This window comes from Thermosporothrix sp. COM3 (assembly GCF_059696735.1).
In genome coordinates, this window is the sequence record NZ_AP019376.1 from 97,131 (window position 1) to 121,358 (window position 24,228).

General features: G+C 51.9%; 22 protein-coding genes. 8 read left to right on the forward strand and 14 right to left on the reverse strand.

What is annotated here, in order from left to right; all coding sequences use genetic code 11:
- Nucleotides 1–8: 8 nt before the first annotated feature.
- The 8 genes from KTH_RS00430 to KTH_RS00465 form a co-directional block, all read right to left on the reverse strand.
- Nucleotides 9–1,817 carry an ABC transporter ATP-binding protein gene (locus KTH_RS00430; protein ID WP_497615763.1) on the reverse strand — a complete coding sequence of 603 codons (1,809 nt, stop codon included), beginning with the start codon at nt 1,815–1,817 and terminating at the stop codon, nt 9–11.
- The gene (locus tag KTH_RS00435) at nt 1,814–3,556 is read right to left on the reverse strand and encodes an ABC transporter ATP-binding protein (RefSeq protein ID WP_497615765.1); all 1,743 of its coding nucleotides are present in this window, start codon (nt 3,554–3,556) and stop codon (nt 1,814–1,816) included. The genes KTH_RS00430 and KTH_RS00435 overlap by 4 nt, the downstream gene beginning before the upstream one ends.
- Nucleotides 3,557–3,692: 136 nt before the next feature.
- On the reverse strand, nt 3,693–3,866 hold the full coding sequence (locus KTH_RS00440) for a hypothetical protein (RefSeq protein ID WP_497615767.1): 174 nt from the start codon (nt 3,864–3,866) through the stop codon (nt 3,693–3,695).
- Nucleotides 3,867–4,509: 643 nt separating this feature from the next.
- On the reverse strand, nt 4,510–4,761 hold the full coding sequence (locus KTH_RS00445; RefSeq protein WP_497615768.1) for a hypothetical protein: 252 nt from the start codon (nt 4,759–4,761) through the stop codon (nt 4,510–4,512).
- The gene (locus tag KTH_RS00450) at nt 4,737–5,033 is read right to left on the reverse strand and encodes an AzlD family protein (RefSeq protein WP_497615770.1); all 297 of its coding nucleotides are present in this window, start codon (nt 5,031–5,033) and stop codon (nt 4,737–4,739) included. The genes KTH_RS00445 and KTH_RS00450 overlap by 25 nt, the downstream gene beginning before the upstream one ends.
- Nucleotides 5,023–5,763, reverse strand: a complete 741-nt coding sequence (locus KTH_RS00455) for an AzlC family ABC transporter permease (protein ID WP_497615772.1) — start codon at nt 5,761–5,763, stop codon at nt 5,023–5,025. Before KTH_RS00455 ends, KTH_RS00450 begins: the two co-directional genes overlap by 11 nt.
- A gap of 573 nt (nt 5,764–6,336) precedes the next feature.
- Nucleotides 6,337–6,903, reverse strand: a complete 567-nt coding sequence (locus tag KTH_RS00460; protein ID WP_497615774.1) for a YceI family protein — start codon at nt 6,901–6,903, stop codon at nt 6,337–6,339.
- Between the two features lie 101 nt (nt 6,904–7,004).
- Nucleotides 7,005–7,589 carry a DinB family protein gene (locus tag KTH_RS00465; protein ID WP_497615775.1) on the reverse strand — a complete coding sequence of 195 codons (585 nt, stop codon included), beginning with the start codon at nt 7,587–7,589 and terminating at the stop codon, nt 7,005–7,007.
- Nucleotides 7,590–7,815: 226 nt separating this feature from the next.
- On the opposite strand from KTH_RS00465, the gene KTH_RS00470 reads away from it, so the two are divergent.
- Nucleotides 7,816–8,286, forward strand: coding sequence for a MarR family winged helix-turn-helix transcriptional regulator (locus KTH_RS00470; protein ID WP_497615777.1), 471 nt, complete (start codon nt 7,816–7,818; stop codon nt 8,284–8,286).
- Nucleotides 8,287–9,045: 759 nt separating this feature from the next.
- Here the strand turns inward: KTH_RS00470 and KTH_RS00475 are convergent.
- Nucleotides 9,046–9,822, reverse strand: coding sequence for a class I SAM-dependent methyltransferase (locus KTH_RS00475; RefSeq protein ID WP_497615778.1), 777 nt, complete (start codon nt 9,820–9,822; stop codon nt 9,046–9,048).
- 432 nt (nt 9,823–10,254) lie between these two features.
- Between KTH_RS00475 and KTH_RS00480 the strand changes: the two genes are divergently transcribed.
- From KTH_RS00480 to KTH_RS00490, 3 genes are all read left to right on the forward strand, one after another.
- Entirely contained in the window at nt 10,255–10,668 is a 414-nt protein-coding gene (locus KTH_RS00480; protein ID WP_497615780.1) for an NAD(P)-dependent oxidoreductase, read from the forward strand.
- Between the two features lie 281 nt (nt 10,669–10,949).
- Nucleotides 10,950–14,141 (forward strand): winged helix-turn-helix domain-containing protein, encoded by a 3,192-nt coding sequence (locus KTH_RS00485; RefSeq protein WP_497615782.1) that lies wholly within the window; start codon nt 10,950–10,952, stop codon nt 14,139–14,141.
- Between the two features lie 654 nt (nt 14,142–14,795).
- Complete coding sequence (locus KTH_RS00490; protein ID WP_497615783.1) at nt 14,796–16,295, forward strand: FAD-dependent monooxygenase; 1,500 nt, start codon at nt 14,796–14,798, stop codon at nt 16,293–16,295.
- A gap of 330 nt (nt 16,296–16,625) precedes the next feature.
- Here the strand turns inward: KTH_RS00490 and KTH_RS00495 are convergent, their stop codons facing one another.
- Nucleotides 16,626–17,642 carry an AF_0692 family protein gene (locus tag KTH_RS00495; protein WP_497615785.1) on the reverse strand — a complete coding sequence of 339 codons (1,017 nt, stop codon included), beginning with the start codon at nt 17,640–17,642 and terminating at the stop codon, nt 16,626–16,628.
- Nucleotides 17,643–18,259: 617 nt separating this feature from the next.
- Between KTH_RS00495 and KTH_RS00500 the strand changes: the two genes are divergently transcribed.
- Nucleotides 18,260–18,703 carry a hypothetical protein gene (locus KTH_RS00500; RefSeq protein WP_497615787.1) on the forward strand — a complete coding sequence of 148 codons (444 nt, stop codon included), beginning with the start codon at nt 18,260–18,262 and terminating at the stop codon, nt 18,701–18,703.
- Between the two features lie 354 nt (nt 18,704–19,057).
- Here the strand turns inward: KTH_RS00500 and KTH_RS00505 are convergent, their stop codons facing one another.
- Nucleotides 19,058–19,732, reverse strand: coding sequence for a hypothetical protein (locus tag KTH_RS00505; protein ID WP_497615788.1), 675 nt, complete (start codon nt 19,730–19,732; stop codon nt 19,058–19,060).
- A gap of 412 nt (nt 19,733–20,144) precedes the next feature.
- On the opposite strand from KTH_RS00505, the gene KTH_RS00510 reads away from it, so the two are divergent.
- Nucleotides 20,145–20,375: a hypothetical protein gene (locus tag KTH_RS00510; protein ID WP_497615790.1), complete on the forward strand. Its 231-nt coding sequence runs from the start codon at nt 20,145–20,147 to the stop codon at nt 20,373–20,375.
- A 59-nt stretch (nt 20,376–20,434) separates the two neighbouring features.
- Here the strand turns inward: KTH_RS00510 and KTH_RS00515 are convergent, their stop codons facing one another.
- Both KTH_RS00515 and KTH_RS00520 read right to left on the reverse strand, forming a co-directional pair.
- The gene (locus tag KTH_RS00515) at nt 20,435–20,692 is read right to left on the reverse strand and encodes a GDCCVxC domain-containing (seleno)protein (protein ID WP_497615792.1); all 258 of its coding nucleotides are present in this window, start codon (nt 20,690–20,692) and stop codon (nt 20,435–20,437) included.
- Nucleotides 20,689–21,108, reverse strand: coding sequence for a MerR family transcriptional regulator (locus KTH_RS00520; RefSeq protein WP_497615793.1), 420 nt, complete (start codon nt 21,106–21,108; stop codon nt 20,689–20,691). Before KTH_RS00520 ends, KTH_RS00515 begins: the two co-directional genes overlap by 4 nt.
- A gap of 694 nt (nt 21,109–21,802) precedes the next feature.
- Between KTH_RS00520 and KTH_RS00525 the strand changes: the two genes are divergently transcribed.
- Nucleotides 21,803–22,702, forward strand: coding sequence for a tetratricopeptide repeat protein (locus KTH_RS00525; protein WP_497615795.1), 900 nt, complete (start codon nt 21,803–21,805; stop codon nt 22,700–22,702).
- Between the two features lie 189 nt (nt 22,703–22,891).
- Nucleotides 22,892–23,065, forward strand: coding sequence for an SDR family NAD(P)-dependent oxidoreductase (locus KTH_RS00530; protein ID WP_497623166.1), 174 nt, complete (start codon nt 22,892–22,894; stop codon nt 23,063–23,065).
- Nucleotides 23,066–23,506: 441 nt separating this feature from the next.
- Here KTH_RS00530 and KTH_RS00535 read toward each other — a convergent pair whose 3' ends face one another.
- Complete coding sequence (locus KTH_RS00535; RefSeq protein ID WP_497615797.1) at nt 23,507–23,941, reverse strand: pyridoxamine 5'-phosphate oxidase family protein; 435 nt, start codon at nt 23,939–23,941, stop codon at nt 23,507–23,509.
- Between the last annotated feature and the right edge of the window lie 287 nt (nt 23,942–24,228).

The window sequence follows — 24,228 nt, forward strand, 5'->3', positions numbered from 1 at the left end:
ATAGGGTGTCAGTCCTTTTCTTGCTGCTTTTGAGCGGTTGCAAACTCGATGCTCTCTTTTTCCTGCTCACGCGCCCAGATTGCCTGTATCTCTTCATTGGTCTGAAGCAGATTGTCCAGCGTCCCTATCGCGTCAATGGTGCCCTGCTTCAGCACGATAATGGTATCTGCTGCACGTAAGACTGCTGGACGGTGCGAAACCACTAAACAGGTTCTGTCCGGATTCGCTCGGAGACGCTGAAGTAAGAGCTGTTCTGTCGCGCCATCAAGTGAACTGGATAGATCATCAAGCGCCAGCAATTCAGCATCGCGGGCAAGCATACGGGCAACAGCCGTCCGCTGAAGCTGTCCACCAGAAAGGTTCCTTGCACGCGCCCCAATAAGCGTGTCTATCTGCCTCTCAAACTGGGTAACATCCTGCTCAAGCACAGCATCATGCAGAATTTTTCCCATATCGACGGCTGTTTCAGGTAATCCAAGTAAGATGTTGTCCTTCAACGAAAGGCTGAAGAGATGAGGGATCTGTGGCGTATAGGCACATCGAGGCGGCCCAAAAAAGGATTGCGGATCCTCAATACGCTTACCATTCCAGAAGAGCTGCCCCTGATCCTGAGGCAAGAGGCCAAGCAGTGAACGCAATAATGTTGTCTTTCCTGCACCTACACGTCCGGTAATCACAGTGAAGGAACCCCGCCGTACTGAGAAGTTGATATGCTCAATCCCCGCTCCATTGGCATAATGATAGGAGAGATCTTGCACAACCAGTTCCTCAAGGCGATCTGTTTCCTGTCGAGCAGGATATGTGCAGGGCGGCAACTCCCCTTGAAGATAGATCGGGACGTGCTCAACAAGGGTATCGTCTGGCTTGTTCTGCCAGAAATCGAGAAGGCGATTGAGTGAAACCTTCATCCGAGCATAGCGTGATGTCCATCCGCCAGATAGGCCAAGTATCTTGGAAAACCAGCTCATATAGGAGATAAACAGGGCCAGATCACCAATGCCAATATGCTCGTTTGGTCCGAGCAGCGCGATAGCGATCAGGACCAGTGCGACCCCGATATCAGACATTTGCGCAACAATGGTACTGAGAAGCTGTCCGAGGATCGTATCCTGTAACAACGCTTTTCGGCGAGTATCGTTTACTTTCTGGAGATGTCGGGCTATCGCCTGCTCACTACCATAGACCTTCAGCAAAGGAGCAGCAGCAAAGATATCTTGCAACGTCTGGGAGACGTCCCCTGTCGCCTTCTGATGCGCCTGCCGCACTTTCTGAAGGTGAGCGCTGAGCCTTTTGGCCAGTACGAAAAAGACAAGCAGGGGGAGAAACGTAACAACGGTAATCAAGGGAGAAGTTGAAAGAAGAATCCCCAGTCCGATTACCACAGTAATGAGCTGGCCAATTGGATCGCTGATCCAGCGAGCGAAGTCGATCACCCAGTTAATATCATCCCGAAGACGCGTGATGGCTTCACCTGAGGAAGAGGGGAGCGCCTGTACAGCGGGAAGCCTGAAGAGCTGGACGAAAATATTCTTCCGAAGCAGGGCTTCAAAGATGAAATTCTGGGTTGCTTGCCACATGTTGGCGATGTAGACCGTGCCAAAGCGGCCAACAGCAATGGCCGTCAAGACCAGCAGGGAAATCCAGATAGGCCCTGCATTGGCTGTCTTTTGGGCGAGCGTATCGAACAACTGCTGTAACATGAGACCGCTAATGAGCGGAAGCAGATAATAGAGGCCATTGTTAATCAAGGCACTCCCAAAATACAGCCCGGGACGATAACGTATCAGTTGCCAGATATACCATAAGGGCTTTCTCATTGTCTTACCTCCCCTGCTGCCAGCCGATACATGGTTGCAAATGCGGAATCGGGTTGCTGTAAGAGCGCTTCACGCTCTCCAAATTCACGACATCGACCATTTTCCAGAACAAGAATCAGGTCTGTTTGCATCACCGTTTGCAAACGATGCGCGATAATGATGGCGGTGCGCCCCTGCAAGAGCTGCTTGAGCGCCTGATCCAGTAATTGTTCAGTAGCGGGATCGATTCGTGAGGAGGCTTCGTCTAAGATAATCACCTGAGGATCGCGCAAGAAAAGGCGCGCCAATGAGAGCAATTGGGCCTCGCCCGCAGAAAGGGCCTGTTCTCGCGAGGAGAGCACGGTATCCAACCCCTCCGGAAGCCTCTTGAGCCAGTCTGTCAGTTTGAGCTGCTCAAGAGCCTGGGCGATGACATCGTCAGAGATGGAATCGTCGAACAGAGTCAGATTATCGCGAACGGTGGCGTTAAAAATATGCACCTCTTGTGTGATAATGCCAATGGCTCGGCGCAGGTCCGCAAGGGCATAGTCCTGAATAGGATGTCCGTTGAGCAAAATAGTACCCGATTGAGGCTGATAGAGCCGGGTGAGAAGCCTTGCGACAGTGCTCTTACCACTACCAGTCTGTCCCAATAAGCCGAGGGTCTTTCCCGCAGGAAGCACAAACGAGAGGTCCTGAAGCGCGTAGGTGTCTTCTATATACTGAAACGAGACCCGCTCAAAAGCCACCTCTAGCGCTTCGCTGGCAAGCGGCCTGTCGCCTCCGTGAATGGTACTCTTTTCCGCAAGGAGCTCGTGGATGTTTGCAATACTACCGCTTCCCTGTTGCAGGCTACGCCACTGTTCCACAATTTGCTCGACAGGAACCTGTAGAAGGGTGGTGTAATAAAAGAGGGTATAGACGCGTTCAAGGGGGATCGCATGTCCCCAAAAAAGAAGGACACCAAGAAGCAGCGCAACCACTGTACCAAGATCAAAGAACATACGAAGCAGGTTACGCGTTCGCATGATTGCCTGAAAGCCGCGCAAAAATGTACGGAGGATGGCACGTGATTGAGATGCCAGTTCGCGCAGGACATACGATTGTGCTCCAGAGGAGGTAAGGTCTTCCAGACCTGAGAGCCGCTCTTCCGTGAAGCTTATCATCTCGGCGCGCTGCTTTCGGGCCTCTTTCCAGAGCGGGAGCGCCTTCGAGTGCAGCATGTAAACGATCACGATAGAGAATATGGTGAAGAGTGCCAGCACCAACCCTACCAGAGCATGAATCGTGAAGGCGATCATGCCGATAATTCCGATCAGAAGAACTCCATTGCTGATGAGCGACAACACCAGGCGCGAGAACAGGTTATTGAGCGTTGCGACCTGCCCGTCTACGCGCTCTACCAGCTCTCCCGGGGTATGTTGTGTATGGAAACGCAGATCTAAGGCAAGGCAATGAAGCGTTAAGTCAACACGAAGCTCATTTGTTGCAAGCAGGCTGATATTATCCCCTAGATATGCCTCCCAGAGCGACAGGATGGGACGCGCAACCGCGAGCAGGAGAAAGAGAAGAGCGAGCGGGAGAAGAAGCCCGGTTGCGAACTGCATCCGAATGTTTTTTAGGAATGCTTCCAATATGAGAGGGGTGATAATCAGAAGAACAGTACTGCCCAGAATCAGAATAAAAAGGAGGATCAGGAGCGGGATACGTTTTCTGAGATATTTTAGAAAGGGGATGTAAAGTTTGACTGTCGAAAACATTGTGATGTTTTTCACCTCCTGTTTCCCACGTGCTTATTCGCCTTTTTCAACCAGAGAAGACGGGATATTGAATCAAGTGGTCAGACACCAGGGATTTATGCTTGATGTCTGACCCTAGAAGCGGAACGATGAGAGATTACTTCTTCTCCCGTGTTGGTGGGCGCAGGCCTCCTGAACAGCTACAACTATCGTCTATGCCGGTCGATTGCTCAGGGAGGATGCGGTTATGTATGGTTACTTCAATATCAAGATCAAAGTCGCTGAAGGGTGAAGCCAGTATTGCGTTCTCTGTTCGTGTGGTATTCTCCAAAACGATACTCCTTTCTCATTCAGCAAACACTTCATAGTGTTAAGCCCGTAAAGTATTGTTGACTTCTAAGACATCCATTAACCTTATTGCATCTGTTGATGAATGTAACATGAATAGAAAAATTTGTCAATATATTTCAATGGAACACGGGTAAGAAATATCTCTCATACGAAAGTTTTACATTTGTCACAACAAATTCTGCAATAGAATAGCACAGGAATTGTAGACGGCACGGGAAGAGACAGGTTTTCTTCTTTCATTGGCGCATAAAGTGCAGGCACATATTCATATGGATCCTTTTGCTGTCACCGGTTAGGCTGATCATGCCACTCTCATTCTGAGATGTGCATATATCGCCCCGGGTGGCATTCAATCTGCCCACAAATCGCTGCGAAGAAGAGCGGCCTCCATTTGCTCTGTTGTGAGAGTTTCTGCAATACTGAACCCGATCAACAGGATATGACAGGGAGAATGGTTGAGAAGCCATTTTAGAGGGAAAAGAGCGAGGAATGGAGTGCCACTGGTAATATCTCTATCAGGCCAGCAGAATAGTATGATGAGGCCAACCGCGCATACAACAGTCGCCGCCTCCCCCACGTAGCCCTTGCTCCATAAGCAATGGGACGATCTTACGCGCCGCTATCTACCGTCCAGGCAAAGGGCCCGTTTTGCATTGCCCGAACCGACTGACGACGGGTATAAAGATAATCCAGTTGCGGCCGAGCCCTTTATTACCGGAAAGAGCCGGAAACATTTCTGCAACGGTTGCAGCCAGTGCAGCAGGCCAGGAGAACGATGCTTCAGGCTCTCCGGCATGCTGCTTCTCGATGCCGCAGCTTGTTTTTTCATTCGTGATGCCTCGGGTTGCATCTAGAAGATCTTTCGGAGCACCCACACCACTCCAACACCTACCACGATTGCCAGGAACATCTTTTTTGTACGAGCCGCAACCAGGATTGTTGCCAGTGCTGCCAGCGTCTCGGCCGGACCACTCGCCAATACGGTCGGTGCAACCAGCGAGACGAGCACTGCACCGGGGATGGTCTTTAACCATGCCTCCACTCCTGGTGACGGCTTCACGAATCCCATCAACCACATCCCTCCAGCTCGTACCATGTATGTTACCAGGGCCATGCCCAATATAGCGATCAGCGTATTACTTGACATGCTTATCACTTTTTATCGCTCCTACCAGACTGCCTGCCAAACCTCCAAGTAAAATGTACCAGGATCCTGGCAGCAAACGGGCGGCTCCTACTGCAACTATTGCGGCAACAGCCCACGGCAAAAGATCTGATTTCCCCTTCCACATCCCTACCAACAAGGTGAGAAAGACCGCTGTGAAGACAAAATCCAGCCCCCATTGCACCGGATCACTGATCGCCAGTCCCACCATCTTCCCAATGACTGTTGAACCCACCCAGGCAACAAAGAGCAGCAGACCACCCCCCAAAAAAAATGCAGTGTCGCGCCTCCCCTCCATAAACTCGCGCATGGTCAATGCCCAGTTCTCGTCACTCATGAAAAAGAGCGAGAGATAGGTACGCATAGGATGCAGACGAGCAAACCAGGGACGCAGTGCCGCCCCCAACAACAGATAGCGCAGGTTGACTATCAACGTTGTGACGATGATCGGGAGAATACTTCCCGCCGCCAATGGGATACTCCACAGCGTGATAGCAAGGAACTGCGCCGATCCAGCATAGACCAGCCCACTCATCAGCAGCACTTCTATCAGACTCAGGCCCGCTTGATGTGCCAGCACTCCCCAGACAATGCCATCTGTCAGACCACCCAAAGCGAGAGGAATCATACTCCGCATGCCACGTATCAACCCCGCCCATGACCACGTGACCTGATCGTTCGTCGTGCACCCATGTGCATCCTGCTCAATCATATGCACTTACTCCTTAAAATCCCCATTTCTACCATAATTTCTCTCTCTATCAAAGCGTACCCGCTCTTTTCCTTTTGCAGTTAGCCAATAGATGCAGAGCAGTCAGGCTGTATGGGAACGCGTAACCACGTATCCATTTGTCCCGGGGAAAAGCGCTCTTTCTCTGGCTTGAACCGTCGCTACTCATCGATTGTATATCTCATTGCTTGCTCTATTCTATCTTCTAATGAGGGCAAGATTGATCCTCTTTTACAGATTGTTCTCTTGTTCTTGTAGATCATTTTTGCCAGGTTCTCATGCGCACTTTCTACCCAACTCGACACAGCACCCGAATCTGTACACTTGTAGGTAAGGCAAATTTCTGATCGGTGAACGTGATAGCCGGCTTGTCGCAACAGGCCTACGCATCCACTGGACACAAAACATGCCGAAATCATAAAAGAGAAGCTACACCCCGGCTCCTGCTCGAAGCCTGAGTGCAGCCAACCCTCTTCTGATTGCCGCAAAAACGCAGCGTGTAATGCTTTCCCGACACCAGGGAGTTATGCAACAGACGGTCGCAAAGCGCGCACTCTATGCCGGGGTTTGCTCCTTTTCTGAAGTGGTCACCTCTTCTTCTACCGGTTTGGTCAGCTCAAGGTCGATAAGCAATGTAATTTCATCGCCGGCAACCAGACCACCACCGGCTAGAAGCATATTCCAATTGAGGCCCCAATCTTTGCGATTGATCTTGCCTCGAAGCTGGAAACCCGCGCTATAGGTGTTCCAGGGAGTACGGGCGACCCCGCTATACTCACCATCCAGCGTCACCTCTTTTGTGACGCCACGAATCGTCAGGTCTCCGATTAACTTCCCATACCGCTCATCCTGCATAATTACCTGCTTGCTTTTGAATACAATAAGCGGATAATTCTCTACGTCAAAAAAATCTGCTGAACGGAAGTGCTCATCACGCTGAACATTATGGGTGTTCACACTTGCCGCCTCGATGCGGATTTCCGCCTTTGCGCGAGTCAGGTCATGTTCATCGAATTCGACGGAGCCATCAAACTTCTCGAATTCCCCTCGTACAGTTGCGACCATCATGTGACGACCTGTAAAAGCGATGTGGGTATGTCCGGGATCAAACTGCCAGCTCATCTGGATTCTTCCTTTCCTCTTTGCATCACCTGTTTCAGGCAAGCTTTTAGTATTAAACGACATTTATTTTGAGAAGAGCATAATGACATAAGATTGCCACCTTATGAAGAACTTCTGCCTGTTCTCTTCTGCCACTGAGCCAGAATCGCGGAAGATTGGCGAAAGTGAACATCATCGTGGGCCAGACCCCAGGCGAAAATTCCCTTTGCATTGACCCAGCCAGATTCCTGCCAGGGCACATAACCCAGATCCAGGTGTGGCTGATCAGGCCACATCTCCAAACTGGCAAGCCGCATACGTCGACTCTCTACCAGCTTTGCACGACATGCAGCGACCGTGGTTATCTGCCTCCAGGGCATTTCATAGCGAGGCCTGCCATGAAAAGGCACTCCTCGAGCCAGCTCAGCCGCTACCGAGGCATATTCTTCGGCAGAAGCTGTCATATGGGCGATAACATGAGCCAGTGTCCAGGGTGCATGCCGCTCTGCCGGGTCTTCTGCATAGGGATCATTTGCAGCAGGATCTTCGGGTACAAATGTGACTGTCTCATCTTGACAGACATCCAACAGGTGCAGCATCCGAGCTACAGATTCTTCAGTCCAGCGCCGAAAATCGTCAAGCGACAGATCTGTAGCAAACTCCTGCATGTTTTGTCGGTACTGATTAACAGGCGTAAAGTCAATCATGTTTTTCCACTCCAACGGATTAGAACTCAGGCTGCTTCATTCCGCTTTTCCTTCTGCTATAGAAGCAACACGAAGAGAAAGAACAGCTTCCCCACACCTTGCCTCCCTTCTCTTCCGTTTAGTTGCTTTGCATATGATTGCATATACAACTAGTTGTAACAATACCATTACCTGGTTGTTTTGTCAATGATTGCAGGGACAACTTCTTTGTGATATACTCTGTACTATGAAGAAAGAACAGCTTTCAGAACAACATCTCGCCGCCTGGCGTGCCTTCCTGAAGGCGCATGCGCTCGCTATCCGCCACATCGACGACGAGCTTACAGCAGCCAGACGACTGCCACTCTCATCTTATGATGTGCTCATCGAACTTTATGAAGCTCCAGAGCGACGGCTCCGCATGTATGAGCTGGCTGATCGCGTCGTCTTGAGCCGAAGCGGGTTAACACGGTTGGTAGACCGGTTAGAACGTGAAGGGTTGCTGGAACGAGATCGGTGTGGAACCGACCGTCGTGGCGCCTATGCTGTCATTACTCAACAGGGGATCGCGGCGCTCCGGCAGGCCTGGCCCGTCTATGCCCGGGGCATTGTTCATCACTTCGCGCAATGGCTCAGTGAAGAAGAAGCCCAACTGATCGAGAGTGCCTTTGAGAAGATTATCCAGGCCTCGCACCAGCCGCAAACGGGAGAAGAATAGTAGGACTCGTTCTTCTCCCTCTCGTATCGGGCCCCCATTACGCTACAGTCTTAATGAGGTCTTCATCTGAACGTACCTTCCCTGACCTCTACGGCTGATTTTTGAGCACCACATGTTCTCTCTTCCCCATCCTGGGATTCTCCCAACAGGGCTATTCCGTGAACTTCGGCCTTTCCCGGATCCGTTTGTGCGTTCAGCTCAACAGGCGCTGAGCGCTTGTTCAGTGTGGAACAATTATCGCCTTCGCTCCAGTTCCTCTTCACCCATCTGCCGAATCTTCTTCCCATATTCATACTGATGTCTGTATGTCATGTCGTAATTAGGCGAAAAATGGCCCTTTTCTTTCTCAAATTTCCACGTGTGTGGAGGGATATGATCTTCAAGCTATCCGAATTGTCTACTCCCTCCCTGAAAGCCCCACGCTTGTCGAGAGTCATATCAATCGCTCAAGCACTCTTGTATTGGATCGCGCAGTGCACAATCTCCCCGCCAATGCCCCTTTTCAGGACCGTGGAATGTGAGCCGGAAAGAGATCAGCACAAAAGGAATAGAAGCCTGCAACCAGGCTTTACACCCGGTGAGATGAAACATCTGGAGGCCACTCTATACATAGAGCGACCTTCCATCTACAGAATATAGACAAACATGTGAATTCTTGTTGACCTTTCATCACCATCCTGACCACAACAGGCTGCTGTTCCATAAGCCCGCATATCCCTCTGCATCTATCCAGATCAACAGGAAGCGTTGTCATGGCTCTTAATAGCTTGCTGTGTTCCCTTTCTCACAGCTTCCAGAAGAGACTGTATATATAGCGTCAGGGATTGCACTCCTTGCTGGTTTCTGTAACGTCCAGCTCCGATATTCGACCACTCCAGACTTTAGAGCGTTGTACATTCTAGTTCCCTTTGTAGCTGCAAAATCATGCAAGACCCCTTGCAAGAAACCGGGAACATTACGCTGAATCAGCGCCGTGCGACGAGCGGTATCCAGTTCAAGCGCCCTTAACACTTGCGGATTAATCAAACGCTCTCTTAAAACAGTAAAATTGGAACGAGAAAGCCGCTCCCGCAGGTCTTTCATTCGTTCCTTCTCTCGATAATCGGCCATGAGAAGAAAGCCACCAGGGCGCAACACCCGAAAGACCTCATTAAGGAAACGGTCAAAATGCCCATAGCTAAAAGACGATTCAATATTGATCACAGCATCGAATGTACTGTCTCCCAAAGGAAGTGCCTCAGCATCTCCCTGAAAAAAAGAAAGGCCCTCCACGTGATAATGAGCACGACAAAAACGAATCGCCCGAGAAGCGATATCGATGCCCGTAAGCGCGCGCAAAGGGTATGTACGTGTGATATAGGCTGCCCCTCCACCACGCCCTGAGCCGATTTCCAATACATTCAAGTCGCGCAAGTCCACAGCGCTGACTACATGACGATACATTTGAATGCAGTAGCGATGTGGCTCATCCTGTTCAAGCAGTTCAACCTCTTCTTCACTCTCAAGTGGAGCATAGCCAAGATTCATAAAAGGCATCTGGGTTTCTCTATCCAGAGTCGAGAGAAACTGATACCAACTGCGTATTAAAAAGCGCCTTATTAAGGGAGACATATCGCACATCTGATCAAATTTTTTAGCAATAACACTTTCTTTCATTTTTACCTCTTATTCCTTTAAGACATCACCAGGTGCACAGATCTGGCCAAATCTCTACCAGTCTGGAATGTATATAGAGAGTATAATCCATAGCAAGCACTGCTATGATCCCCTATCAGTAGCTCTTTTGCTATTGACATTTGAGGGAATCTCTTCAATACGCCCTCTTCAGCGTGGCTCTTTCGCAAAAGGAGCAGAAACTACGTTTCTCCGAAGTTGCCTCCATGCTCAAGCAGAGAATGATCTACTTAGCAGCGATTCAGCCAGAAAAGGCTTCTCCTGATAAACAGGTGCTAGAGGAGGGTCCTTTATATGCCAGCGAAGATATCCATCTTTGATGGTCGAGCGGTTTTGATCCTGGACTATGGGGCTATTGGTCAGCACGTCGCTCGCTTGTGCCGTGACCTGGGAATGCATGTCATGGCTGTCAGGAGACAGATTCCTGCGGCGGCCCTGGCTGAAAGTGCGGAGCAAGGGATCTATCCGGCGAGTCAGCTCCGGCAGTTATTGCCTTCTGCCGATGCACTGGTACTTTGCGTTCCAGCTACGGTTGACACGATCGGAATGATTGGATCCGCTGAACTGGCGCTCTTACCCAGACATGCCGTCCTCGTCAATGTCAGTCGTGGAGTAGTCGTCGATGAATGTGATTATGAGTCCCCATCGAGCGGCCAATGGAGTGGGAACAGAACGCCTGCGTATGGCCCATCTGGCTCACCTGCTTAATGAGGCGGAGAAAGGAAAAGAGATGACAGGCCGAGCCAATGTGCAGTTAGGGTATTAGTAAAGCTCTCGTACTTTTCTCGTGAGACGCTGTAGCAGAGGAAGCGCAGCGTTTCGCTTCCTCACGCCAGCCCGATAGATGTTGAGGGAGCTATGAAAAAATTCGGCATCAGTCATCTGCTGGCTTCGCCCCGTTGGGGAGCACTTGTTTTTTGCTCCCCATCAATATATAATCATCCACAACGATTGTTGGGGAGCAAACAAGGGAGGAGAGATCTCTAGCGATGCCCAAAAGTGCGCAGTATATAATAAGCTGGCAGCCCGAGCAGGCACAGTATTATCTCGCGGGGCCAGAAGGTACAGCGACTTGCCCGCTCTCTCTGGAGGGAGAAGCATGGCAGGCATGGCTTGGGGAGCATCGTGCGTTTGCCTTTCATGGTCGTGCTGGACAGATCAATCTGTTGAAGGAGAAGCGTGCACGGGGCATCGAGGGCTATTGGTATGCCTATCACAGGCATGGAGAGCGGATGGTCAAGCGGTATGCTGGTCGGAGCGCGCAGTTGAACCTGGAGCGCTTGGAGGATTTAGCGGCGCTATTGGCACACAACGAGAAGAATAAAGCTCAGCAGGAGAAGAAAAAGAGGCACGCATTATCTATTTCTGCGGGAGAGAGCGCAGCAAGTTTGCAGGAACAGACAGCATTTGTCTCTTTCGCTGATCAGACTGCGGCCCCGCCCACTTCACAATTCGAGCCGCTGTTCATCCCCAAGCTCCAGTTACCACCTCTTCAGAGATCGCTGCTACCGCGCCAACGTTTGCAGAATTTGCTAGATAAAAGCCTGGAATATAGAGTCACGCTTGTCACCGGACCTGCTGGTTTTGGGAAAACCACATTGATAAATCAATGGATTGCGACGCGCAGTATGCGTGCTGGCTTCCCATCGGTTGCTTGTATCACCCTGGACGAGGGCGACAACGATCCAATTCGCTTCTGGCGCTATGTAATCGCTGCCTGCCAGCGCTCTCGCCCGGGATTTGGCAAAGAGGCGCTGGAACTGCTGCTTGCACAACGGCTGCCGCCTTTTAAACCTCTGGATAGAGTGCCTACGGTTCTGCTCAATGAGTTAAGCCAGCTTGAGCGCCCGGTCATATTGGTTCTGGATGATTTTCACGTGATCAATGCGCCTGCGGTGATTGAATCCTTCAGCTTTTTCATTGAGCACCTGCCGGCTTCCGTGCATGTAATTATCCTTATTCGCGGCGATGCTCCGTTTCCGATGGCTCGCCTGCGTGCACGTAACGAACTGCTGGAAATCGATCCTCCGCATCTGGGCTTTTCCTTAGAGGAGACCGGCGCTTTCTTTGAGCAGGAGCTTGCTTGTACGCTTTCGCCCGGAATCCTGCGTCAGATTCATGAGCGTTTGGAAGGCTGGCCAACCGGCCTACGCCTGCTGGCGCGGGCACTCCATCATTCCAATAGCGAGTTAGAGATTGAGCAGGTGCTGGAGGCTTTCGCGAACAGCCATTGGAGTGTGCGAGATTATTTTCTCAATGAAGTGCTGCCCGCACTCCCGGAAGAACAGCGAATATTTCTGCTGCAAACCAGCATCCTACCCCGGATGACTGCCGGGCTCTGCGACGCAATAACCAATCGAACGAACAGCGCGCAGCTCCTCGCTTCTCTACGCGAGAGCAATCTTTTTTTGATCCCGCTCGACGAAACGGGGACATGGATGCGCTATCTCTCACTTTTTGCCAGTGCTATGCAGCAGGAGGCCAGAGCGTGCCTGGGAGATGAGCAGTTGCGCGCGATCTCAGCGCGGGCCAGTATCCGGTACGAGGCTCATGGATTGCTGATCGAGGCCACCGAGACCGCGCTGAATGCTGCCAACTTTCCGCGTGCAGCCAGCCTGGTCGAGCGGTTGTTTGAACGTGTCTGGCAGGATAACGCGCTCGCTCAGCCTGAGTGGTATACCCTTCAGAGCTTTCTAGAACGACTGCCAGGAGCAGAACTGGAGCACCGCCCGGCTCTCTGTTTATGTTATGCCATGACCCTCCTCTTCAAGCAAATGGATGCACCGGGAGCAACGCGAGAAAACAAGCATATACAGTCTCTGCTTCAGATGGCAGAGCAGCAGTGGCGCGATGCGAACAATACCGCCAGGTTGGCTGAGGTATTCTCTTTTCGGGCGCTGCTGACCCGGCAGGAGGGGAGAGTGCTTCAGGCGGTAACCTGGGCCAGACAAGCGCTTCACTGGCTGCCCCAGGATGCATTGACCTGGCGTAATCTGGCTCTGACCACAGTGGGCATTGGTGAGCTTCTCGACGGGAATCTGACGCATGCTCGTGAATTTGCTCGTGAAGCATTACGGCTCAGCGAACTGCAAGGGAATCCGTTCTCTATACGCGCCGCCGGAGGGATACTGAGCGAAGCATATCTGGAGCAAGGAGAACTCCACTACGCCGCCGAGCTGTTTCGCCAGATCCAGGCCGAGGCCAGAGCACAGGAGGATCGTGATGATATTGCCTACATGCAGTCAGGGTTGACTCAGATTGAGTATCAGTGGAATCACCTGGATGCCGCAGAGCGGGCAGCACGTGAGATGTTAGAGATAGGAGAGCAGCTAAGTGTGGAAGAGTTCCAGGCTCTGGCGACGGTTCGTCTGGCTCTCATTGAGTACGCCCGTGGTCAGAGCGCCCGGGCCCAACAGCAGTTGACCATCTGGTTAGCACACCATCAAACACCTGCTTCTCCGCATGATTATCAGCTTGTGCGCGAAGTGCAGGCCACGCTGGCGCGTATCCAGCTCGCACAAGGTGATCTTGACGCTGTGGAGCGCTGGTTTGCCGAGATCGAGCAGCGCGAAGAGATTCTGCCACGGCTACAGCGCCAGCGCGAACAAATACTCTATGCGCGTCTCCTCCTGACTCGGGGAGAAGTCGTCGCGGCACAAGAACTGCTGGAGCATTTGCGCATATCTGCCATACAAACGGGCCATATATACCTGGGTATGCAAATCCAGGTCGTGCTCATTTTAGCCTCGCTCCGGCAGGGAGCACAGGCAAATGCTCGCAAGCAACTGCGCGAGCTGCTGGCAGCAGCGCGAGGCTCAGGCTATCTCCGTCTTTTTCTCGACGAAGGTGAAGAACTGGCTAATCTGCTGCGCAGGCTCTTGCCTCAACTGCGAGAAAAAGCCTTGTCCGCCTATGCACAGCATATCCTGCACGCCTTTGCCAGCGAAACCCAGGCTCATCAGCCCACACCAGTTGCTCCTCTTCTGCTGGAACCTCTGAGTCAGCAGGAACAGAAGGTTCTGCGCCTGCTGGCTGCGGGCAACTCCAACCCATCAATCGCCCGCGAACTCGTGGTCTCGGTCAATACAGTGCGCACACAGGTACAGAGCATTTATCGCAAGCTGAACGTTCATAATCGCGTCGAGGCAAGCGCTGTTGCCAGGCAACTGGAGCTGCTCTAGCACTTCTCTCATCGCTTACGTATTCTCAATGTATACCCGCCTCTGTTAGCATAGTGAGAAGTGGGCAGGGCTCCTCACATCATCTCTCTACAAAGCCCCGAGCCCCTCTTGCAAGCATCCTCGTGCGCTCTCAAAGCCATAATCATCTAGCAAATCACGCGCCTGGATGATGCTAGCTCATCCATCTGATATGTATAGTAAAGGCAAGCTTCGCAAGAGAGTTGGCATACAAGCCACTAGACTGAGGCCTGTTTCCTCTGGAGGAGTGAGGCTAGCCGAACGGGCTTCAGTATGGGCTTGTGTGCGGCAGTGGACGCCCAGTTTACTGGAGAAGCCATGTAATCGTGCTCAACGCGTGAATTCGTCGTTTAGCAATCTTCTGGTTTGGCAGGGCAGAAGCCGGGCAGAGTCAGGCCGTAGGGCGCACATTGAGTAAAGCGAAGGACAGAAATCCAACACAATGACAAACCATTTCCGCAGGGCAAATAGAATCACATTCCTTTCCAGAAAAAGGTGTAGGACTTTCTGACGGGTCGATGTATGCTCGTCACACCTACTCTTTTGCGGCTGATGACATGGCTTACGTAACGATTACCCCCATTCTCACCTTTCTGCCCGCGGAAATCCAGAAGAGACACGAGAGGAGAAAACCTGATGTCGACAAAGATAGACTATGACGTGCTCGTGGTAGGAGCCGGGCCGGTTGGCTTGATGCTTGCGACGGAACTGAAGGTAGCGGGGGTTCGAGTGGTGGTCGTCGAACGGCGAACGGAGCTCGACACCGCCATCAAGGCAGGGGCGATCAATACCGCCTCCGTCGAGGCCTTCGAGCGGCGTGGCTTGCTTCCCGCGTTAGAGGCGGTGAAAGGGCAGCATGGAGAACAGAAGCGATCGCCTTTTGTCGGGCATTTCGGTGGGATTCAGGTCCCGGCGGACCCTGTCGACGAGGAGGATCCTGAGTTACGTGGCCGTGGCCCAACCTGGTATATGATAATCCCGCAGGTCGAAGTAGAGCGGATCCTGGGAGCGCGCGCGGCGGAGCTAGGCGTTGAGGTCTGGCGCGGGGTGGAGGTGCGTGGATTCGATGCAGATGAGGCCGGTGTCACCGTTCATCTGCAAGGAAGGACCGACGTACGCGTAGCGTGGCTCGTTGGCTGCGATGGGGGCCGCAGTCTGGTTCGCCACCAAGCGGGCTTCGAGTTCCCAGGCACAGACCCGATGATCACAGGCCGGCAAGCGGTGGCCACAGTGGAGGGGGCAGAGCACCTGGGGCAAGGCTGGCAATATACCCCCACCGGCGTCTACGTCTACGGACCGATGCCGGGTCGTATTCGCACTGTCGAGTTTGATGGTCCCCCCGCGAACCGGGAGGCGCCGGTCACTGCGGCCGAGATGGAGGCCAGCCTGCGACGCGTCAGCGGCGTTGATGTCCGCGTGACCGAGGTCATCAGTGGCTCGCGCTACACAGACCACGCGCGGCAGGTGACGACCTATCGGCGCGGTCGCGTGCTCCTCTGCGGCGACTCTGCCCATGTGCACGCGCCATTCAGCGGCCAGGGCCTGAATCTGGGGATAGGCGACGCGGTCAATCTGGGCTGGAAGCTTGCTGCTACCGTGCAGGGCTGGGCACCCGATGGCCTGCTTGACACCTATACCAGCGAACGGCACCCGATCGGCGCCTGGGTGCTCGATTGGACGCGTGCGCAGGTGGCCGTGATGCGCGGGGACACCTACAGCCGTGCCCTCAGGAGCGTGGTCACCGATTTCCTGGGCACACGGGACGGGGCGACCTACTACGTGAAGCGGATCTCCGGTCTGTGGCAGCGCTATGACCTGGGGAGCGGGCATCCGTTAGTCGGTGCAACAATGCCTAACCTTCGGCTGAACGATGGGACACGGCTCTCCGACTATGCCCATGAAGGCCGGTCTTTGCTCGTCGATCTTGCCGGGAACGATCAGCTAGCAGCTCTGGCCAGGCCCTACGCCGGGCGTCTGAAGCTGGTGCGAGGGCGTTCGGACGGTGCCGGTGTGAGCAGCTTGTTGGTGCGTCCTGACGGGTTCGTGGCGTGGGCAGCAACTGAAGGCATCAGCGATCTTGCTGGTCTGGAAGCCGCCCTGACGCGCTGGTTGGGGAGACAACACAAATCGCGCTAACTCATCTCCCGGGGATCTACGCGGGCACATAGATGCAGTGATGCTCCTGGTGCCCCGCAGGGTCCCCGAAAGACAGGCGGCTATCAGCGGCATCCTGACAACCACGCGCAAACCAGGTTGAGAACCCAAGCAAGACAGAGCTTGAGAGGCCCTATTATCTACTTGATGGCAAGCTGTCGCCTGTCCTCTAAAACGCATTGACATCTTCAAAGCCATAACAGCCTGTTCATATCAATGTGCCCTTCCGCCTGGTCGCTCACGAAAGCACAGCCAGGCGGCTTACGAGGCCTGCGATAGACCAGGCGGATCAGGAAGCACGAAAAGCGGCTTTCACTCCTCCTGAGGTCCCCTGACCTGTTGCATCAGGGTCCCGCGCGCTCTCCGCCAAAGAGAAACAGCGAACAGGATCAGCAGGAGCACCATCACGCCTCCCAGAATCGCCAGCCCAATCTTATCCAACGGGGTGAAGGTCAGAAACAGGACGCCGAAAATGGTATGCGCGATCAGTGCGCCGCTTCCAAGTGCCAGCCAATCAAGGTCGCTCCACCCGGAGGCACGCGTCCATATACGTAGCAACCAGCACACAAGTGCGGCCATCCCAAGAGCAACCAGCAAGGGAACCAGTACCAGTGGCCCTTGTGTCAAAGCAGGGAAGAATGCTCTGAACAGGATCAGGATCGCCTGCCACAGGAAACCACAAACCAGCCCGAGAAGCGCAACCACCCAGCCGGGAGGCGCTTGCACCGCAGACGTAGCAACAGGGGCAGCGGGAGGAAGCACGCGCAGGGCAATCCATGCCAGCAGGAGCACAACCAGCACTGTTCCCCCGAGCAGCAGGGGCGAGGCCCAATATCCCGGAGCAATCCCAACCCGTGCAATAAACCCGATCAGGACAACCCCGAACAGAAAACCAATCCCGGTAATGATGAGCCCCGTACGCCCCAGGTAAGGCACATCACGCTGCTCTGGAAACAGCAGATCTGTAAGTAGAATCGGCAATGCCACGCTCCAGATAGCATGATAGCCAATTGCCCATACAGTGTAGACTCCATTGATTCCCAGAACACGTCCTCCCCAATCGCTTATATTAAGCAGTGTCGGATGGAAGAGAAATTGTAAAGCAAGCCCTTCTTCGATAAGCGCATACGCTCCCCCTAACAGAAGAATGCTGATCCAGCCGCGCTGCCGATGGCGCACCAGTTCCCGAATCAGCAAAGCCCCACAGCCATACATCGGGATTTGCAAAAGGAGCAGCGTAACCCCGCTAAGCGGAGTAGAGCCCCACAGCAGTTCCGCAACTGTCGGCGCCATCAAAACAAGGACAAGAACCGGCAGAAATCGACGCATTTGCTTACAACTCCTGACATATCTCAAATCAACGATCTCCACACAAAGAAGAACGCTTAGCTATCGTTTCTCTAAAATGAGAAAATAAAGCCCGATATACATCAAATACTCTTTATATAAAAATCAAATAAAGGAATATTTTCATGAATTCCTTCTTCTTTCTTTATTCAGCATTCGCTCATTTACCTGTCTTAACGACGATATAAAACCTTACTGACTCTACAGTGTTTGACGCCATCAGAGCTTGCTCAACTTCCACTTTCATGCATCGAGGGCTGTGTGCAACTGTCTATGATGAGAATACCTGGCTGCCCTTGCGTCCTTTGCCCCTTTAAAGCATAAGATGCACATGCGGTTCTCCTTTCTCTCTCACGTCAGATGTGGCTACTAGCATCTATCTATGCCTTTCTTTGGCTATAGACCTGGAGAAAACGAAAGTCAGTCTGGCCGCTACCTGGGAAAGAAGATATATCTTTCTATCTTTTTTTCTTTTCTCTGGTATAATAAGTCGCAAACACCCGTTTGTCCTTTCCCGTCCCGGGAGAGGCTTCTGATTACAAAGTTGGGAGAAGACACATTCACTTCTTCCGACCGTGAAACAAGAAAAGGTTAGCTCTATGGAAATGTATCCTTACGGACATCATCAGCATCATGAGATTGATGAACTCTTTTATCATGGCCACATTGTATATGCCGTTCAGCCATATGCAGAAAATGGAGAAGAAGTCTATCACTACCTTGAGCACGCACATGCCATTCTGGCTGAGCTACGTGAGCACGGACGGCTTGTCGGTTTTCTGCTCGATCCGCACGTACATTTAGAGCATATGACTATTGAGCATGCACATCCGGTCTACGAGTGGCCCAATGTGCATCTAGGAGTTGCCTGCTTCCATCATCATCATCATCATGGATATTATGAAAGCGAACATCACAGTGGAGATCTTCTGCACGAGATCGGTGATATGATTCTGGGAAGGCATCATCACGAAGGCCACCATTATGAGGATCACCACCATCACCACCACCATCATCATCATGAAGATGAACACTACTGGTAAAACCAATTTTTCCACAGAGCAAAGACACGGTCATTGGCTGTGAGAGAAATGCATACCTCGTCCAGAGGAGATCTTCTTCTCTGGACGAACAGCCGTTCGAATGATTTTTCAAAACAAGGAAAAACACTTGCGCAAACGGTTCTAAAAACTGCCCAGGCGCCCATTCGATACCGCCTCACCTGCCACTGTAGGGCTCACACGAGGCTCTAACAGTCTGTAGGAGTGTCACAGAGTGCAGCCGAAGGTCATGTTTCAACTCATCCTACGTTTAACTTCCATTGCAGCAGGGTTTCCACATCCATTGCCATCAGAGCCACTTCTGAAGGATGGAAGAGCAAAACGTGAAAAAGTGCCTTAGTATTTATGCCAGATATACCCGGAGATCAGAGAACGGGAGCCATACCCGGCAACAGCCAGAGGAAGATCAGTTTCTAGTACCGTTCTGGTATGAGAGAGATACCCCGACCTATCAAGCAAGAGATGATGGAGTTCCAGATTCCGACCATGGAGCGCAAACACTTCCAATGCTGTGGTTTGTTGAAATTGGAAAAGGGAAGGTTGCCCAATACGAGAGCGATACTGCTCCTTAAATGTCTCCTTTCTCCATATCTCAAGCGGTGTCATATCTGCATCAATATCATCCAGAAAGCGAGCTTGATCAACAGATTCAATCAAGAGAAACTCGTCCCAGTAATGCTGATGTTGTGTGATTACAAGATACCACTCAGCATATTCCCAGATAGCAGCAACGCTCTCAAGACAAACGCCGTCTGCCTGAGCCATGTTTAGAAAGCTTACAGGATCACCTTCGAGCCAATACGGATCTTGACCCGGAGTCCATCCAAGATACCAGGTCTCGTACATCCATTTCACCCAACGCACAACACGATAGAGCGTATAAGAGCGAAAAACAGTCGTTGAGCAGGCCTCAATCTCCCAATCTACGGGTTCATCCGTCACATTCCCGCCGAGTGCCACATCACGCGCTTGTGCTAACGCCTGTACCGCCTGCAAAAGAGATTGATCCATCGTGTTTCTCCTGATAAGAACCCTGCGGCATTGATGCAGGGTTGCGTGGCCAGATCTGTAGTCAACCCGAGCAGGATGGGCTGATCAATGACATCATGACTATGGAAGCTCAGGACCCACTTAAGACGCTTCATCCTCCGGAAAGCAGTTGGGAGCTTTTTGCTGGTATGATAAACCTGTATCTGCTTCATCCAACGGGATATATACAGTCACCGTGAGATCCAGGGCACCCACCTGAAACGTGACAAGCTCAAACACGAGAGAGCCCAATTGTAGATGCTTGAACGTTTTATGGCTTCCTGACGCAATGGGTACCCTGATGATCAGGCTCCCGGGCCCGAACCTCAAAGCTGACACCCATCAGAGCAATGCCCATCTCGTTACAGGATTCCTTTCAGTATACCCTTTCGATATGTCGAAAACAACGCCCGAAGACAAGGGACGATATCGATACTTCTTCGGTGAACGCTTGTCGAAAGGCGTGATGGAGGCCGCATTGCTTGCTGAATTGCGCATCCATATCAGTCTATACAACTGGACATATATTTTACCTGACTTGATGTGTACAGCCACTCAGTCCAACCCCCTGATGCCACGTCTCTTAGCCGCCAGGCCTTATCTTGAACGCAAGCGAGATGCGTAACGAATTGTATCGCCGGTAGATCAAGAGTAGGGGACTCATGAACATCCATCCCTCTTCCTTTATCCTTGCAGTGCAGAGGCTCCTTGATCAGAATGATTTGAAGCGCAGCAGATTCCTGCTCTTTGTATAGGAGGACACGGTTTATCTGCATAGGAACAGAATACACAGCAATCCTCTTGTTTGTGTTTATGTGTCAGAGAACACTTTTCACAAGTATAGTACAACTGACAAAACGTCGTCGGCATAACAGCGCGTTGTTGATGTCTACAGGCCGGGTTGGGACAGGTAAGCGTCGCAAGAAGTGTAATATCGTTCATGTTTCCTCCATTTCTGCTGTTTGATCAAGCGCGTCAAGCAGAGGACAGCGGCTGTTGAGGTTTTGTCCTTGACAAAGAGCTGTTACCTGGAGCAAAGCTTGCCGCATACGCTGAAGTTCGATGATTTTCTGTTCTACCGCAGCAATCTTTGCCTCGGCGCGCTCTTTGACCTGCAAGCAATCGGTCTGCCTCTCCACTCGGAGCGCGAGCAGTTCCCGAATCTCTTTGAGGGAAAAACCCAGGCGTTGGGCGCGTTTAATAAAGCGGATCTGTCTCACCGTCTCTTCTGTGTATTGTCGGTAGCCTGAAGCGCTACGAGCTGGCTCTGAGAGCAATCCCTTTCGCTCATAGAAACGGACAGTTTCAACACCAATACCAGTGCGACGCGCAACGTGCCCGATTGAAAAGCTCTCCATACATATCGCTCCTGTCTGAGAAAATGATACACCCTGTAGCATACTACAGAGTCAAGAGAAAAGCGCTGGAAGTTCCATTGCTCAGAAGCAATTTGAAACCTCCTCATGATTCCTCATTTTCTTACCTTTTCTTCTCATTTCCCCCGATTTACGCTATCAAGCCAGGACCAGAAAAATACCACTGCTGTTTTTCTCAACACTTCTTCTCATATTTTCACACAAAAATGCTGTCAAATTTTATCTATTACTCCATTGCGTGCAATAGCCCGATTAACGTTACTATCGGCACCTCCCTGCTCTCGTACAAGCTCATTAGTGCAACGGAGAGCAGCACCCAGGGCATTCAATCAGGAACACAACCTGCTTGTTGAACGGCCCTTTAAGTATATTCCTCTTGAGCACCATGTACAGGTTCGTTCCCTGCTAGAGCCATTCCAACCATGCGCTGTTGCTTCTGACAAACAAAACAACTCTACCAGAAGGAAACAGATGCAAGGGAAATACATAACGGTAGCGAAGACAGCTCAGATACAACATAGTGCTATAGGAAACACTGGTTGTGATCAGCAGTATCTATCATAGAACCTGCTCCACCTTCTCATGCATTTTTTCTCTTCCGTTATTTCCTGTTTATCCAGAACCATGCTGACCCTTCTACCTATATACAGCTGAGTGGCAGTCAGCGTAAGGTGCGTTGCAGAAAGCCTCCCACTACTACCAGCAAGCCCTATCCACAGACCAGAAGATGTCCCGACAGCAATTTCTGGCGACAGGGGAAATGGACCCGTTCTTCACCTCCTGGGCCTATCAGGACCTTGCTCAGATTGCTTATGAGCAGAATGAACTCGCAAAGGCGCAGCACTCTCTTTCACAAGCGCTCGCGTTGAGAGCCAAGCCAGAGGAAGGCGTTCACGTGTTTAGCTCTGGTGCGCTTATCCATGCTCGCCTGTTGCACGCCTGTGGAGAGACACAGAAGGCTCAAGAGATGCTCATGCGATGGGAGCGATCTACTCACTTTTCCTGGCCATTGAGTACCATTCAGGTCTTGCTGGCACGCTTACACCTGGCTCTGGGCAATCTGCCCGCAGTAGAGCAATGGGCACAATATGCCTTCAGCCCCCAAACGTCTACCCAGGAGCGCAGCCTGCCACTGCTGTACCAGCAAGAGGAAGCGCTACTCCTGGCACGGTTACACATAGCGCAAAAGCGGGGAGAAATCGCCTTGCAAGTGTTGACTCCCTGGAAAGAGAAGGCCCAGGCTCAGGGGCGCGGGCGTAGCGTGCTGGAAATTCAGATACTGGAAGCACTGGCCCATGCTGCCTATCAGGAGCAGAGCCAGGCCCAGACCCCACTTCTTCAGGCAGTAAAGCTGGCTCAACCGGAGAACTATCAACGCCTCTTTCTCGATGAAGGCCCGATGATGGAATCCCTGCTCAAAACGATATTGCCAGAGCTTCGTAACCCCTCTCTGCTCTCCTTTGTGCGAACCCTCCTGCGGGCATTTGCTCGGGAGCGAGACGTCCTCTCTCCCAAAGAGGAAACCCCTTCTCGGGTTTCGATGGCATTGAGGCTCCACATAAGGAATTCGTCCTGATCAACAAGGCAGGCCGTCTTGTGGTATTTGCCCACCGGAACAATTCCTTTATGAGCAGCTGCAACGGATGCGTCCGCTCGTGCTCCAGCAGGTCGTAAATGCACACTAATTGAAAGAGTTTTAAGCATTCGATTATATATAAATTGAAAGGAGCCTTCGATGTATAGATATACAGGATAAACGGCGTTAATTACTGGAGCGTCATCGGGCATTGGAGAAGCCTTTACGCATGTGCTGGCGGCACGTGAAATGCAGATTATTCTCGTTTCACATACTGAAACACGCCTACACGCGCTTGCGCAGGAACTTGCACGCTTATATGGAGTGCAGGCCGAGGGAATTGCCGCAGGGCGACGTCCGTAACATGATCTAGCAGGTATCTTCGGCCACGTAACGCACTGACACAGAGAGTCGCATCATCAAGCCGTAGCATTTCTAGTAATGGGGGACAAGTGCTCGGCTGTTTTGCGGTAGTGGAGGCGTCTGGCTCATGCCTGATGCCTTCTCCAAATGCAACCAGGTGCGGCAGCACATCCCGAGCAATGCCCCGCATGCAGTTGCGCGAGCCTCGTGCTCACGATGACAGCGCCTCTGGCTCGCGCAAAAATCTCAAGAAGAGGGAGAAGCTTCCATACCAGGAGAAAGGCTCCTCCTGGCCCAACTGATGCAGGGCAGAGAGAAACAAGAACCAAAATCAAGTATCCTCAAAGAGGTTCGCGCAGAGAGCATTGCGGGCGGCTGCTGAATACTCTCTCAGCAAGACCACGGTTGCAGCGGCTTTCGGGACTGCTGATGTTGCAATCCTCAGTTCAATATCCCTCCGGAGACCTGGGCAGAAAACTCGGTCACTTTCTCTGGCAGAAAATGCAGCGCCACAAGAGCCCGCTGCATCAGGCTTTCCACCACTTTCGGTCGGGCTTCTGCCTCCGTCACATAGTGCTCAATCAGACGCTCAATATCCTGCCGGACAATGGCTTGATCTTCAATGATAGAAACCCGCCCATAAAGGCTGACAGAGCAACCCGCGGCACCAACACAAAGCGCGATACGAGGATCACGGCGCAGATTCCTGATTTTCTGGCTGTGGCTCGGAGTCGTTATAATCAGCGTTCCATCATCCGCCAATAGATACCAGACGGTTGTTACATGAGCACTCCCATCTCTGTTTAACGTACTGATTACTGCCACACGATCTTCTTGAAGAAATTCCCTGGCCCATTTAGAAAGCATATTTGTCATAGATATTCTCCTCACGATGATATTTTGTCTATTTTAAAGACAACACATCCAGATCAACCATCCTGTTGCTCCAGGGTGGTTAGAACCAGTGTAAAGAAAGCTCTCACCATCGGCAACCAGCAAGCAGGCTCAATTGTTGGATAAGCAACATTCAAGGAGAAGTGTTGTCCCTGTGACATAATCACAGGGATGCAGCATAGACGGACAAAAAAGCGGAACTACGCCCAGAGAACAGTAACACCTGCTCAATACGCTCTGCTTGCAGACTCTCACGTACTACTGCACTG